13 protein-coding genes are annotated in these 14,062 nt (G+C 67.4%); 7 read left to right on the forward strand and 6 right to left on the reverse strand.

Annotation, left to right across the window (positions count from 1 at the left end; all coding sequences use genetic code 11):
- Positions 1-144: 144 nt before the first annotated feature.
- The 3 genes from hisS to KF907_RS11530 are packed head-to-tail and all read left to right on the forward strand — an operon-like array spanning position 145 to position 3,730.
- Positions 145-1,524, forward strand: coding sequence for a histidine--tRNA ligase (gene hisS / locus KF907_RS11520; protein WP_472843866.1), 1,380 nt, complete (start codon positions 145-147; stop codon positions 1,522-1,524).
- Positions 1,521-3,416, forward strand: a complete 1,896-nt coding sequence (locus KF907_RS11525) for an HAL/PAL/TAL family ammonia-lyase (protein WP_291220522.1) — start codon at positions 1,521-1,523, stop codon at positions 3,414-3,416. The genes hisS and KF907_RS11525 overlap by 4 nt, the downstream gene beginning before the upstream one ends.
- Positions 3,413-3,730, forward strand: a complete 318-nt coding sequence (locus tag KF907_RS11530; RefSeq protein ID WP_291220524.1) for a non-heme iron oxygenase ferredoxin subunit — start codon at positions 3,413-3,415, stop codon at positions 3,728-3,730. Before KF907_RS11525 ends, KF907_RS11530 begins: the two co-directional genes overlap by 4 nt.
- A gap of 96 nt (positions 3,731-3,826) precedes the next feature.
- On the opposite strand, the gene KF907_RS11535 is transcribed toward KF907_RS11530, so the two are convergent.
- The 4 genes from KF907_RS11535 to KF907_RS11550 all read right to left on the reverse strand — a co-directional run bounded on the left by KF907_RS11535 (position 3,827) and on the right by KF907_RS11550 (position 5,879).
- Complete coding sequence (locus tag KF907_RS11535) at positions 3,827-4,465, reverse strand: HutD/Ves family protein (protein WP_291220525.1); 639 nt, start codon at positions 4,463-4,465, stop codon at positions 3,827-3,829.
- Complete coding sequence (locus tag KF907_RS11540; RefSeq protein WP_291220527.1) at positions 4,458-4,982, reverse strand: GNAT family N-acetyltransferase; 525 nt, start codon at positions 4,980-4,982, stop codon at positions 4,458-4,460. The genes KF907_RS11535 and KF907_RS11540 overlap by 8 nt, the downstream gene beginning before the upstream one ends.
- Positions 4,983-4,994: 12 nt before the next feature.
- On the reverse strand, positions 4,995-5,456 hold the full coding sequence (locus KF907_RS11545; protein WP_291220529.1) for an SET domain-containing protein: 462 nt from the start codon (positions 5,454-5,456) through the stop codon (positions 4,995-4,997).
- Between the two features lie 111 nt (positions 5,457-5,567).
- Complete coding sequence (locus KF907_RS11550; RefSeq protein WP_291220531.1) at positions 5,568-5,879, reverse strand: ComEA family DNA-binding protein; 312 nt, start codon at positions 5,877-5,879, stop codon at positions 5,568-5,570.
- 205 nt (positions 5,880-6,084) lie between these two features.
- On the opposite strand from KF907_RS11550, the gene KF907_RS11555 reads away from it, so the two are divergent.
- Positions 6,085-7,563 (forward strand): M20 family metallopeptidase, encoded by a 1,479-nt coding sequence (locus KF907_RS11555; RefSeq protein WP_291220533.1) that lies wholly within the window; start codon positions 6,085-6,087, stop codon positions 7,561-7,563.
- A 146-nt stretch (positions 7,564-7,709) separates the two neighbouring features.
- Here KF907_RS11555 and KF907_RS11560 read toward each other — a convergent pair whose 3' ends face one another.
- Positions 7,710-8,405 carry a ribonuclease T2 family protein gene (locus KF907_RS11560; RefSeq protein ID WP_291220535.1) on the reverse strand — a complete coding sequence of 232 codons (696 nt, stop codon included), beginning with the start codon at positions 8,403-8,405 and terminating at the stop codon, positions 7,710-7,712.
- 102 nt (positions 8,406-8,507) lie between these two features.
- Here KF907_RS11560 and KF907_RS11565 point away from each other — a divergent pair, with 102 nt between their 5' ends.
- Together KF907_RS11565 and KF907_RS11570 are read left to right on the forward strand one after the other, a co-directional pair.
- Positions 8,508-9,008 carry an SET domain-containing protein gene (locus tag KF907_RS11565; RefSeq protein ID WP_291220536.1) on the forward strand — a complete coding sequence of 167 codons (501 nt, stop codon included), beginning with the start codon at positions 8,508-8,510 and terminating at the stop codon, positions 9,006-9,008.
- A gap of 173 nt (positions 9,009-9,181) precedes the next feature.
- Positions 9,182-10,411 carry a hypothetical protein gene (locus KF907_RS11570; RefSeq protein WP_291220538.1) on the forward strand — a complete coding sequence of 410 codons (1,230 nt, stop codon included), beginning with the start codon at positions 9,182-9,184 and terminating at the stop codon, positions 10,409-10,411.
- A gap of 101 nt (positions 10,412-10,512) precedes the next feature.
- On the opposite strand, the gene fusA is transcribed toward KF907_RS11570, so the two are convergent.
- A complete protein-coding gene (fusA, locus tag KF907_RS11575; protein ID WP_291220539.1) occupies positions 10,513-12,561 on the reverse strand; it encodes an elongation factor G in 2,049 nt (682 codons plus the stop codon).
- 330 nt (positions 12,562-12,891) lie between these two features.
- On the opposite strand from fusA, the gene KF907_RS11580 reads away from it, so the two are divergent.
- Positions 12,892-13,614, forward strand: a complete 723-nt coding sequence (locus tag KF907_RS11580) for an alpha/beta fold hydrolase (protein WP_291220540.1) — start codon at positions 12,892-12,894, stop codon at positions 13,612-13,614.
- The last annotated feature ends 448 nt before the right edge of the window (positions 13,615-14,062 follow it).

Consider the following 14,062-nt stretch of genomic DNA (forward strand, 5'->3'; position numbering starts at 1 on the left):
CCCGCCAAGGCGGGGCGCGCATGATAGTGGCCGCGTCGCGGCGATGCAATGGCGGCTGCGGGCGGCTCGGTTCGGTCTGCTAACCTATGCGCCTTTTTCACGGCCCCGCATGGTGCCGATACGCCGGTTTTTCCGAGGATTCCGATGGCCCTGACGCCTGCCCGCACGCCACCCGGCGTGCTCGAACTGCTGCCGCTCGACCAGATCGCCTTCCAGGGCATGCTCGACACGATCCGCGGCAACTTCGAGCGCTTCGGTTTCCTGCCGATCGAGACGCCGGTGATGGAATTCGCCGACGTGCTGCTGACCAAGTCCGGCGGCGAGACCGAGCGCCAGGTCTATTTCGTGCAGTCGACCGGCGCGCTGGAGCGGGGCGAGAAGCCGGAACTGGCGCTGCGCTTCGACCTGACCGTGCCGCTTGCGCGCTACGTTGCCGAGCACGAACACGATCTCGGCTTTCCGTTCCGTCGCTACCAGATGCAGCGCGTCTACCGCGGCGAGCGCGCGCAGCGCGGGCGCTTCCGCGAGTTCTACCAGTGCGACATCGACGTGATCGGCAAGGATGCGCTCTCCGTGCGCTACGACGCCGAACTGCCGGCGACGATCTACTCGGTGTTCCGCGATCTCGCGATCGGGCCGTTCACCATCCAGCTCAACAACCGCCGCCTGATGCGCGGCTGGTTCGAGGGGCTCGGCATCGCCGAGGGCGAGCGCCAGATGACCGTGCTGCGCGAGGTCGACAAGCTCGACAAGCGCGGCACCGATGCCGTGCGGCAGACGCTCGAGAGCGAGTTCGGCCTCGGCGCCGACGTGGTCGCGAAGATCCTCGCCTTCGTGCAGGTGCGCTCGACCTCGCTGACCGACGCGCACGCGCAGCTCGATGCGCTTGGTTCCGGCAGCGAGACCTTCGAGCAGGGCCGTGCGGAACTGCGCGAGGTGCTCGACCTGGTCAAGGCCTTCGGCGTGCCGGAGACGCATTTCGCGCTGAACCTGTCGATCGCGCGTGGCCTCGACTACTACACCGGCACGGTTTACGAGACCACGCTGAACGATCATCCGCAGATCGGTTCGATCTGCTCGGGTGGCCGCTACGAGAACCTCGCCGGCAACTACACGAAGTCGAAGCTTCCGGGCGTCGGCATCTCGATCGGCGCCACGCGCCTGTACTGGCAACTGCGCGAGGCCAAACTGATCGGCACGGCGACCAGCACCGTGCAGGCGCTGGTCACGCAGATGGACGAGGCGCAGTTGCCGGCCTATCTCGCCTTGGCCTCCGAGCTGCGTTCGGCCGGCATCAATACCGAAGTCGTCATGGAGCCGTCCAAGCTCGGCAAGCAGTTCAAGTACGCCGACCGCGCCGGCATCCGTTTCGTGCTCGTGCTCGGCGAGAACGAACTTGCCAGTGGTACGGTCACGGTCAAGGACCTGCGCCGCGAGGATCAGTTCGAAGTGCAGCGCGGTGAACTGGTGAAGACGCTGCGCGTCGAGCTCGAGCAGGCTGCGGTGATGCGGAGGCTGGCATGAGCGTGGTCGTTCTCGATGGCGTGTCCCTGACCCGCGCTGCGCTCATCGACATTGCCGAGGGTGGCGCGCGTGTTGCCCTCGCGCCGGTGGCCCTCGAACGCGTGCAGCGTGCGGCGGAATTCCTTGCCGACAAGGTCAGTTGCGGCGAGCCGGTGTACGGCGTGACCACCGGCTTCGGCAGCAATGCCGACAAGCTGCTCGGCGCACATCGCGCGCGCGACGAGTTGCCGGGCGGCAATCCCGAACGGCACGACGGTAGCCTGCTCGAGGAACTGCAGCGCAATCTCGTCATCACCCACGCGGTCTGCGTCGGCAAGCCGCTGGCACCCGAGGTCGTCCGCGCGATGCTGGCGATCCGCATCAATACGCTGCTGCGCGGCCATTCCGGCATCCGCGTGGCCACGCTCGAGGCGCTGGCGGAGTTGCTCAACCGCGGCATCGTGCCGGTCATCCCGGAGAAGGGCTCGGTCGGTGCCAGTGGCGATCTTGCGCCGTTGTCGCATCTGGCCATCGTCCTGCTCGGCGGTGGCGAGGCCTATTTCGAGGGCGACCGCATCGACGGCGCCGAGGCGCTGCGCCGTGCCGGACTCGCGCCCGTGCGTCTGTCGTTCAAGGAAGGCCTTGCGCTCAACAATGGCACCGCACAGATGCTGGCGACCGGCGTGCTCGCCCTGGCGCGCATCGAACGCTTGATTGCCACCGCCGACTTGGCCGCGGCGATGACGCTCGACGCCTTCGCCGGCCGCAGCGGCGCGCTGCGACCGGAAGTGCACGAACTGCGCCCGCATCCAGGCCAGGTCGCCACATCGGCATCGGTGCGCGACCTGCTCGAGGATTCGACGCTGGTCGATATCGCCTACCACCTCGTGCCGCGCTTTCGCACGTGGACGGCCGAGGCCTGGCAGGAGGCCGAGGATCGCGCGCAACGTTTCGACATCGCCTGGGACTACGTGCCGCCGTCGCAGCGCCATGGTCGCGAGGCGTTCTACCAGCGTTTCCTGCCGTTCAAGGGCGGCAAGAAGCACCAACCACAGGATGCCTATTGCCTGCGTTGCATGCCGCAGGTGCATGGCGCCGTGCGCGATGCCTGGGCGCAGGCCTGTCGCGTCATCGACATCGAACTCAACGCAGTCACCGACAACCCACTGGTGTTTCCCGACGCGGAGAACCCGCGCTACATCGAGGACCAGGTCATCTCGGCCGGGCATTTCCACGGCATGCCGCTGGCACTGGTGATGAGCTACGTGAAGGCGGCGATTCCGGTGCTTGCCTCGATCTCCGAGCGGCGCCTGGCCAAGCTCGTCGATCCCTCAACCAATGACGGCCTGCCGGCCTTTCTGATCGGCAACGAGGACGGCACCGATTCCGGTTTCATGATCGTGCAGTACACGGCGGCGGCGCTGGTCAACGATCTCGCCACGCGCGCGCATCCGGCCAGCGTGTATTCGATCCCGACCAGCGCGAACGCCGAGGACCACGTGTCGATGGGCACGAACGAGGCGCGCCACGTGCTCGAGATGTGCGAGGACCTCGGCCACGTGCTTGCGCTTGAGCTCTACACCGCCGCACAGGCGCTGGAGTACCGTCAGGACATGCTCAATGCCGCGCGCCGCCTTGCCGCGCGTGGCGACCGTGCCGCGTTCGCCGCCAAGGTCGCCGGCGCGCCGACCGAGGACAGCCCGCAACGTGCACAGTTCGATGCCGAGGTGCAGGCGTTGATGCATGCGTTGGCCACCGCCGGGGATTTCCATGCCGGTCGCGCCGTGCGCCTCGCGCATGCACTGATCCGCGAACGCATTGCGTTCATGCCACGCGATCGTGCGATGGACAGTGACGTGCGCGGCATCTGCGAACTGGTCGCCTCGGGCGTACTCGCGGAGGTGATCCGATGAGCGAGAACTGGGTGCGCATCTGCCATACCGCCGAATTGCTGCCCGGCGAGGTGCAGGTCGGCTGGGACGGCGACACCGCGATCGCCGTGTTCAACATCGACGGTGAGCTGTACGCGATCGAGGATGTGTGTACGCACGATGGCGGCGAACTCGTCGGCGGCCCGATCATCGGCTACGAAGTCGAGTGCCTGCGCCACGGGGCGCGCTTCGACGTGCGCACCGGCGCGGCGACCTGTCCGCCCGCCTACGAGCCGACCGCCAAGTTCCCGGTCAAGGTTGAAGACGGCTGGGTGTATTCGCGCGACGATCGTTGAGCGCGCTGCAAAGAATGCCTCGCAGGAAGCGGCTTCAGCCGTGATGGTCTGGCTGTACAACGTCACAAGAAGGAGCATCGCGCCTGAAGGCGTTTCCTACAGGGGCTTCGAGCCTGAGGCGTTGTCGATCAGCTTCACCAGCACGAGCTCACCCGCGCCGGTGAGCACGCCGCGTGCATGCGCGGCGGTCGGTTCGAGGATCAGGCTGTCGTTGAGCGTGGCCTCTATCGAGGTGCCGTCCATCTGCAGCGTGGCGTGGCCGGCCAGCACGTGCACGAACCAGCACACGCCGGGTTCGCGAAACAGCAGCATCGAGCCGGTCAGCGGACGCGCGGCCACTTCGGCCGAGACTTCGCCGCGGCGGACCATGACATTGAGGTCGCGCGTCGGCCCTGCCAGCAGGCGGCATTGCACCGCCTGTTCGCCGGCGAAACGCACGGCCTGGAGGCGACGGTCCATGCGCAGTGGAGAGGCTTCGTCGATGTCGAGTTCCATGCCGTTGCCGGCGAGCAGGACGAGGTCGCGGTCGATGCCGGGGAATGTCGAGAACGGGCCGTCGCACTCGATCTCGGCGATGCTGATGCGCCAGCGGAACGCGCCGAGCCCGCCGTCGGTGTCGGCTGGTGGATCGCAGGCGAGTTCGGTGGTCCAGCCGCCGTCGTTCTTCCAGCGCGTACGCCGGTAGTCGGCTGCGTGCAAGCGACGCACGCCGGCTTCGGCGAAGGCGTCAACCATGTTCGTCCGGACGATGGTAGGTGTAGACCAGGGTGGCACTGCCGAGGAAATCGATCGTCGTCGATTGGCGTCCGCCGAGGCGGCGGGCGACCCGCTCGGAGGCGGAGTTCTCGATGCGGATCAGGCTGATCACGCGCTCGGCACCGAGGCGCTGGAAGGCATAGGCGAGCACGGCCCGGGCCGCTTCCGTGGCAAGGCCCTGGTGGCGGAACTCCGGCCGCAGCATCCAGCCGATTTCGAGATCGGGCCAACCCTCCGGATTGTGCAGGCCGGCGCGGCCGACGAACTCGCCGGTTTCCTTGAGTTCGAGTGCCCACATGCCGTAACCGCGCAGCATCCAATGGCCCAGCAGCATCGCCATCGAACGCCACGCATTCATACGGTCGAGCGGCTGGCCGTCGCCGACGAAGCGCGTGGTGCCCTCGTCGGCAAGCATCGCCGCATAGGTTTCGAAGTGCTTGTCCGCCAGCGCGGTCAGGCGCAGCCGCTCGGTGATGATGACGGGAATCTCGAGCATGTCGGGCGTGCCTCAGCCGAACAGTCCGAGCAGCGCCTGCGAGGACGCGCGGAGACTGTCGCTCCAGGAATAACCGACGATGCGCCCGCCGGTCGCGGAATCAAGGAAGGCCTCCACCTGCCCGGGGCCGAGCAGGTGGCGGTAGTCGACGGTGACCTCGGTGCCGGCGACGAGGTCGCCGGCCGCAAAGACGAAGCCGAGATGCCAGAGCCCGGTCGGGGCGAAGGCATGGTTGACGTAACACTCGTCAGGCCAGTCCGGCGAGATGGTGTAGCGGTCTTCGAACCAGCGCACGCTGCTCGGCAGCAGGGCTGCCGCGTCGGGCATGGCTTCGATCTCGGCCAGGCTGAAGGTGCGCGGGATCGCATCCGGCGCGATCAGGATGCGACCACGGGCGATGTTTTCGTCGAGGAACAGGCCCTTGCCAGCGCCTGCGATCGTCGACGGTCCGATGTGGTAGCGGGGAACGATCAAGACGGCATCTGCGCACCGGCGGGGGCGCGCAGAGTCTAGCAGCGAAGCCCGTGTTGCGCAGCAACACGGGCTTCGCGCCGGGGGCGGGAACGAGTCCGTGGGGCGACCGGCTCAATCCGCGGCCGGTGCCTTCGGCGCCTTGGCAAGCTTGCCCTTGCCGCCAGTCAGGATGTTCGCGCGGTTGAGCTCGACGGTCTTCTCGCCAATGCCCTTGACGTTGACGAGGTCGTCGGCGCTGGCGAACGGGCCGTGCTCGTCGCGGTAGGCAACGATCGCCTCGGCCTTGCTCATGCCGACGCCGTCGAGGCCTTCGGCGAGTTCTGTCGCACTGGCCGTGTTGATGTCGACCGGGCTGCCGGCGAAGGCCGGCAGGGCCAGCGCGCAGGACAGGATCAGCGAGGCGAGGATGGACTTCATGTTCATGGCTGTACTCCCTTTGAATTGGTGGCCGGCGCGGGATGCGTCCGGTGCAGGCATCCTGCGCGCTTCGCCGGCACGGCGAATCGGCGGAACGCCGCGTCCGCGCGTGCGGCGCCGGCGCGACGGCGTGTAGGTGATTTCCTACGCCGACCGGGTCATCGGGCTAGAATCCGCGGTCCGACATACACGCGCAGGCGAGGCAGGCATCATGGATTCACGCCAGATCAGCGACTTCGTTGGCAAGCTCTGGGACGATGAGATCGTCCCGCAGCTCGTCGAATACATCCGCATCCCGAACAAGTCGCCGATGTTCGATGCACAGTGGGCCGAGCATGGCTACATGGACCAGGCCGTCGCGCTTATGGAGAACTGGGCCAAGGGCCAGCCGATCCCCGGCATGAAGATCGAGGTCGTGCGCCTCGAAGGCCGCACGCCGTTGATCTTCATCGAGGTGCCCGGGCAGGGCGACGACTGCGTGCTGCTGTACGGCCATCTCGACAAGCAGCCGGAAATGACGGGCTGGGCCGAGCATCTCGGGCCGTGGAAGCCGGTGATCGAGGGTGACAAGCTGTTCGGCCGCGGTGGCGCCGACGACGGCTACGCGATCTTCGGCTCGCTCGCCGCGATCCTCGCCCTGCAGGCGCAGCAGATCCCGCATTCACGCTGCGTCATCATGATCGAGGCCTGCGAGGAATCCGGCAGCTACGACCTGCCGTACTACGTCGACCACCTCGCCGCACGCATCGGCAAGCCCTCGCTGATCGTCTGCCTCGATTCCGGTTGCGGCAACTACGAGCAGATGTGGCTGACCACTTCGCTGCGCGGCATGACTGGCGGCAACCTGCGCGTCGACGTGCTCGATGAAGGCGTGCATTCGGGCGATGCCTCGGGCGTGGTTGCCTCGAGCTTCCGCATCCTGCGCCAGGTGCTCTCGCGCCTCGAGGACGAGACCACCGGGCGCATCCTGCCCGGCGAACTGCACGCCGAGATTCCGGCACAGCGCCTCGAGCAGGCGAAGCGCAGTGCCGAGGTGCTCGGCACGGATGTGTATTCGAAGTTCCCGTTCGTCGGCGGCATGCGGCCGATGAACGACGACCTTGCCGAGCTCGTGCTCAACCGTACCTGGCGCCCGGCGCTGTCGATCACCGGCGTCGGAGGTTTGCCCGCGCTCGACTCGGCCGGCAACGTGCTGCGCCCCTTCACCGCGGTCAAGCTGAGCCTGCGCCTGCCGCCGACTGCCGACGCGATCAAGGCTGGCGAATTCCTCAAGAACCTGCTCGAGAAGGACCCGCCATACGGCGCTAGGGTCAGCTTCCAGCTCGAGAAGGCCGGCAGCGGCTGGAACGCGCCGGCGCTTGCGCCGTGGCTGGAGCAGTCGGTCGACGAGGCTTCGCGCACGTTCTTCGGCCCGCCGCCGGCCTACATGGGCGAGGGTGGCTCGATCCCGTTCATGGGCATGCTCGGCGAGAAGTTCCCGGGTGCGCAGTTCCTCATCACCGGCGTGCTTGGCCCGCATTCCAACGCGCACGGCCCGAACGAGTTCCTGCACATCCCGACAGGCAAGCGTGTCAGCGCCTGCGTGGCCAAGGTCATCGCCGACCACCACGTCGCCAGCAACAAGGGTCTGACCCGGGGCGTCGCGGCCAGCCATGCGCACACGGTCAAGGGCGGCGACGGCTGCTGTTGAGGCGGAGATTCGGGATTCGGCCTGGGGATTCGAGCGAGGCTTTTCCTTTCCACGATGCAAGTGGAAAGGAAAGGCGACAGAGGACCCGCCCCCAATCCGAAGCCCGGCTTTGCCCAATCTCCAATCCCGAATCCCCAATCCCGGATTCAGCGCAACGCCGGAATCCGCAACTCGGTGTTGCGCGGGCAGCGCGTGCGAACATCGCGGCCGCAGCGGCGCGGTGAAAGGTCGTCGTTGACGCAGATGCGTACCTCGGCGAGGTCGCGGCCGCGGCAGACCACGGCGAACATGTCGGCGCGCAGGCTGGGGTTCGCGGCGACGAAGGCATTGCGCACGTCGTCGGCGCGCATGCGCGGCGGCGAGCGCGGCGAGGCGAAGGCCGGTGGAATGCGCACCGAGGCGAAGGCGCGGTCGGACAGATCGAAATAGTCCCGGGCGTCGAGTCCACTGCAGGCGCCGTGGGCGCGCCATTCGTGCTCGATCAGGCGCCGGCTCGGCATGAAGGCCAGGCTGCGCGCGATCGTCGCCGCGTCGGGGCGTTCGCGGGTCGGACAGTCCTGCGGGCCGCCGCCCCGTTCGTATTGCGGCCACAGGCCGTGCAGGACGAAACCGTAGCCGCGCGGTCCGCATTGTTCACGGTCATGCGGGTTCGTCTCGCAATACGCGGGTGACCACGACAGCGCGACGAGCCAGTAGTCGAAGCCATGTACAGCGGGTGCCTGACGTGCGTTTCCACGTTCGGCTTGCGCCACCGTCGGCTCGGACGGCCGCGTGAAATGGCCGATGCCGGTGGTGATGGCGATGACGAGCACGCAGACGATGGCGCGCGAAGTCCGGTTCATGAGCGCGATGATGGCGAATGCGTGCGCACCTCGCCAGCGCCCACTCCGGGCGTGAGCCGCTATCATGTGCACGCGCCTCCATCCTCAATCCGCAAGGCTTCCATGACCCGACGCATCCAGCAACGCCGTTCGCCAATCCACGGCAACGGCGTCTTCGCCAAGACCCACATCCCGGCCGGTACCGAAGTCGTCGAATACCGCGGCCGCCGTCTCACCCACGCCCAGGCTGATCGCCTGTATTCGGGGACCACGGAAGCCGGTCACACATTCCTGTTCACGCTGAATGACAAGTACATCATCGATGCCAACGTCGACGGCAACGTCGCACGCTGGATCAACCACAGCTGCGCACCAAACTGCCAGGCCGTGCTCGAGGAGAACGCCGACGGCAAGCGCAAGCTCGATCGTGTGACCATCGAGACGCTGCGCGCGATCAGGCCCGGCGAGGAACTGACCTACGACTACGGCATCACCCTCGAGGAGCGCTTGACCCCGCGCCTCAAGAAGATCTGGGCCTGTCGTTGCGGCGCACCGAAGTGCGTCGGCACGATGCTGCGACCGAAGCGCAAGCCGGCCAAGGCCAAGACGTCGCGCACCGGATGACCGGATCGTGCCGTTTGGCGGCTTGCGATTGACGGCACGGTGACGGGATTGCAGGCTAGCGAGAGTTCCGCCCGTCATGCCACTGGGTGGCTGTCGCGGGTGGTGGGGGCCGGCGTGCCGGCAAACGCCGGATCTGCCTGAGCAGGCCTGTCCGGTCCGAGAAGCGTGCGTTCATGCCGAAACAAAAGACCATTACCGCGATCGGAGCCTCCGATGAGGACATCGCCCACCTGCGCCTGCTGATGCGCAAGGCGGCGCGTGAGCTCGAGCATGCCTGGCGCTGGGGTGGTGAGGTCGGCGCCGATCTCGTCGTGGTCGATCCGAACCAGTTCGCCGGACAGATGGCGCGTGCGCGTGCGCAGGCGGCCGGTGTCCGCTGCGCCGTCATCTGCGATGCCGGTGTCGACACGCAGGCGGCGCTGCGTTTCGAGCGGCCATTCCGTCTGGACGACGTGGTCGGCGTGCTCAACGAAGTGACCCGCCCGACGGTCGTGCCGGCCGCGATCGTGCCGGCACAGCCGGGATACTACTTCGAGGATGTCGAGGTCGAGCCGGTCATCGCCGATGCTGTCGATGACCGGTCGCCGGCGAGCGACGACGTTGCGCCGGGTCTCGATGAACTGATCCGGGGCAACCCGCTGGTCGATCCTTTCGCCAATGCGCGTCCGCCGATCGGCATGGACGACACGGTAACGATCGATGCCGGCGAAGGCCCGACCCGACGCAGTGAAGCGCGGGTGCAGCGCGATCCGCAACGTCCCGCCGACGAGCCTGCGCCGGTGCGTCGCTACGCGCCGGCGACCAAGCGCATCGCGCCCGAGGACCTTGCCCTGCGGCCGTTGCGCGATTTTCTCGCCGGTGACCTGCTCGGCGGTCCGGCCCAACTCGCCTTGCCCGAGGTACCGCCCCTCGTGCTCGACCCGAAGAACCGCGTGTTCCACAGCGAGGCATCACTGAGTGCGCTCGAGCCGTATTGCCGCGAGCCCTCGCGGCGCAGCGACTGGCATGCGCTGACCAGTGCGGAAATCGCGCAGCTGCGCGAGGCGCAGGTGGCCCAGCCTTACATCAAGCTCGTATGGCTGGATGCCCTGCTGCGTTCGGGGGGGCGGCTGGCCTCGCATCTGGATCCCGGTGGCACGTTCAAGGTGACGCGCTGGCTCGACATCCTGCGCGACTACCCACGCCAGGCGCGCATCTCGACGACGATGATGAAGCCCTTGCGCCTGCACGAGATCGCCGCGTCGAGTGGCACCGGCATGTCCGACGTGTTCGACGTGGTCAATGCCTACGACGCGATTGGCTGGCTTGAATGGACACCCCGCGCACCGCGCCACGGCGAATCGTCCGCGGCCTCTGGTCGCGGCAGTCTCGTGCAGCGCCTGCGCAAGCCGTTCGGACGCTGATCGCCTGGGCGCGCGCATCCGCACGGAACACCCGTGTGAACCGCCTGCAAGAAACGCCGCAGGAAACGGCCGCGATTGCCTCACGCCGTGGCGTTGTCTCCTCAATCGTCATCGACTCGCGGCCGGTACGCTTCGACGAGCTGGCGTTGCACGTTCGGCGGCACCGGTTCGTAGTGGCTCAGCTCGAGCGTGTAGCGGCCGCGGCCGCCGGTCATGGCTTTCAGTTCGGTCGAGTAGTCGCCGATCTCGGCCAATGGCACCTGTGCCCGCACGACGATCTCGCCGCCACGCAACACATCGGTACCGTTGATGCGCGCGCGCTTGCCGGCAAGGCTGCCGGTGATGTCGCCGACATGCGCCTCTGGCACGTTGACGTCGAGGTTGACGATCGGTTCGAGCACGGTCGGCCGTGCCTTGGCGATGGCGTCGAGAAAGGCTTTTCGGCCGGCGGCGACGAAGGCCACTTCCTTCGAGTCGACGCTGTGGTGGCGACCGTCGTAGACGGTCACGCGCACATCCTGCAGCGGATAGCCGGCGACTGCGCCGTGTTCGAGCACCTGACGCACGCCCTTCTCGATTGCCGGCACGAACTGGCCGGGAATCGCGCCACCCTTTATCTCCTCGTTGAACTCGAAGCCGGCCCCGCGCGGCAGCGGCTCGATGCGCAGGTAGACCTCGCCGAACTGGCCAGCGCCGCCGGTCTGCTTCTTGTGCCGATGGTGACCCTCGGCCGCGCTGGCGACCGTCTCGCGATAGGCGATGCGTGGCGGGCGCGTCTTCACCTCGACGCCGTAGCGTTCCTTCATGCGCTCGAGCATCAGCTTGACGTGCAGGTCGGAGAGCCCGCGTACGATCGTCTCGTTGAGCTCCTTGCTGTGCTCGACCTGGAAGCAGGGGTCTTCCTCGCCGAGGCGTGCGAGTACGGTGGCGAGCTTCTGTTCCTGGCCCTTGTGTGCCGGCTCGACCGCAAGGCCGAACATTGGCTGTGGAAAATCGAGTGGCTTGAGGTGGATGTGGTCTTCGTCGTGCGAATCGTGCAGCACGGCATCGAAATGGATCTCGTCGACCTTGGCCACCGCGGCGATGTCGCCGGCGACGGCGACGTCGATCTCGATGTGCTCCTTGCCCTTGAGCCGGAACAGATGACCGACCTTGAACGGTTTGCGGCCATCGTCGATGAAGAGCTGGGTGTCGCGACGCACCGTGCCCTGGTAGACGCGGAACACACTGAGCTTGCCGACGAAGGGATCATTGACGATCTTGAACACGTCGGCGATGACATGTCGGTCCGGGTCGGCAACGGCCTCGATCGGCTCGGCGCTGGCACCACTGCCCTTGATGAAGGGCGGCGGATTGCCCTCGAGCGGGTTCGGCAGCAGGCGCTTGGTGACATCGAGCAGCTCGCGCACGCCGGCGCCGGTGCGCGCCGAGGTGTAGCAGATCGGCACGAGATGGCCCTCGCGCAGGCATTGCTCGAAGGCGTCGTGCAACTCGCTGCCGGACAGGCCTTCCTCGCCGAGATCGAGATAGTGGTTCATCACCGTTTCGTTGATTTCGACGACTTGGTCGATGATGCGTTGGTGGGCTTCGGCGACCGACGAGAAATCGGCCTCGCCGGACGGATTGAAGAAGCAGTCGACAACGGTGCTCCCGCCCTGCGCGGGCAGGTTGAGCGGCAGGCACTCGCTGCCGAACTCGTGGCGCAGCGTTTCCGTCAATGCCTCCGGCCTGGCGCCCTCGGCGTCGATGCGGTTGACCACGATGACGCGCGCCAGGCCACGAGCCTTCGCGCGCTCCATCATGCGCCGGGTGAGGTGTCCGATGCCGTGCACCGCATCGACGACGATCGCGCAGGTTTCGACGGCGGCCAGCGCCGACAGCGTCGGACCGCGGAAGTCCGGGTATCCGGGCGTATCGATCAGGTTGATATGGCAGCCATCGTGGTCGATCGAGGCGATCGTCGCTGCCATCGAGTGGCGTCGCTCGCGTTCCATCGGATCGAAATCGGACACGGTGTTGCCGCGGTCGATCGTGCCTGCCGTCTGGATTGCGCCGCCGGCATGCAGCAGGGCTTCGAACAGCGTGGTTTTGCCGGCGCCGGCATGGCCTGCCAGGGCGATGTTGCGGATGTCGGGTGTGCCGTGGGACATGGTCGCCTCCGTCTAGCGTGCGCGCGATTCGCTTCCATGCAGGGAAGGGCGTCCATGCGGAGCCGCGGATGGCAGCGCGTGCTCGCACGCGCAACAGGTCGCGGCGGCGTTCGATGGATGGCCTGCAAGGCGCGGTGGCCGGCGGCACATCGTCCGGGGCGGGTGCCGTTCAAGGCGACAGGCCGGGCAATGCGATCGGGCAACCGCAGCGATGGGAGACGGCCAGTGCCAGCGGGCGTCGCGGCAAGCCTTGCGCCATGCGGCGGACGGATCAAGCTGCACCGCGCAAGCGGGGTGATAATGGCGGATCGGATTGGAGGATCGACGCGGATGAGCGAGTCGACGAAGCAGCGTCCCTGGCGGGTTGTGTGCGTGCATGGCGCTGGCGGTGGTGCCTGGGAATGGAACATCTGGGCGCGCGTGCTGCGCGCGCGTGGCATCGACGTGGTCAGCCGTGACCTTGAGGCCGGCCCGGAGGGGCTCGCGGCGACGTGTTTCGCCGATTACCGCGCCCAGGTCGCCGACTGGTGCAGGGAAGCCGGGCATGACGGCGCGCCGCTTGCACTGATCGGCGCCAGCCTCGGCGGGTTGCTCGCGCTGGCGGCTGCGGTCGAGGCACGGGCCGCCGCATTGGTCCTGGTCAACGCATTGCCGCCGGCCGGAGTGGTCAGGCGCCTGCCGGACGTCGCGCCGGCGGCGGTCGTGCCCTGGGGCAGCCGGCGCTCGCTGCATGGCACGCGACGCGCCATGCCGGATGCCGATGATGCCGCCGCACTGTACGCGTTCCGTCGTTGGCGTGACGAATCCGGCCAGGCCATCGCCGAGGCGCAGGCCGGCATCGTCGTCGAATGGCCGCACTGCCCGGCTCTGGTCGTCGCCGGCGAGCACGATGACGAAATCCCGGCCTTCGCCAGCCGCGCCCTTGCCGTGCGGCTCGGTGCGGATTTCGAATGCTTGCCCGGCGCGAGCCATGTCGGCCCCTTGCTTGGCGCACAGGCGTCCAGCGTGGCAGTGCGCGTGGCCGACTGGCTCGCGGCGCGGCAGCGTGCGTAGGAACTGCCCTGTGTGCGATCGGAGCTCGTCAATCCGTCGCCCCGGTGCTTCTTTCTGATTTGCTGGCGTGATATCCGGTTCCGCTCGCCTCGGCGGCTCGCGTGTTGCTTCTCTTTGCTTGCGCACTGCGCCGCAGGAGCGGCGCGAACGGCGAAGCCGGCCCCGAAGGGGCGAAGTGCAGGATGCGCGCAGTCAGGAGAAGCAACCAAGCGAAAGGGCACCCCGGCATCCGCGCCGCCTGGGCTTCACCCAATCGGTTCCCTGCGGTGCGCGCCGTCCACCGGCCGGCAAACAACCCGGCCATCCATGGCCTCAAACAGTTTGCCTTTCCCTGGTGGTCGACTCCGCTCCTCGGCGCTTCTGCAGGGGCCCCTAAGAGCAAAGGCCCAAGCAAAAGCGCCCGCTGACATTCTTTCGTAGGAGCGCACCCCGTGCGCGATTACCTTGA

The organism is Dokdonella sp. (genome assembly GCF_019634775.1).
GTDB lineage: Bacteria > Pseudomonadota > Gammaproteobacteria > Xanthomonadales > Rhodanobacteraceae > Dokdonella.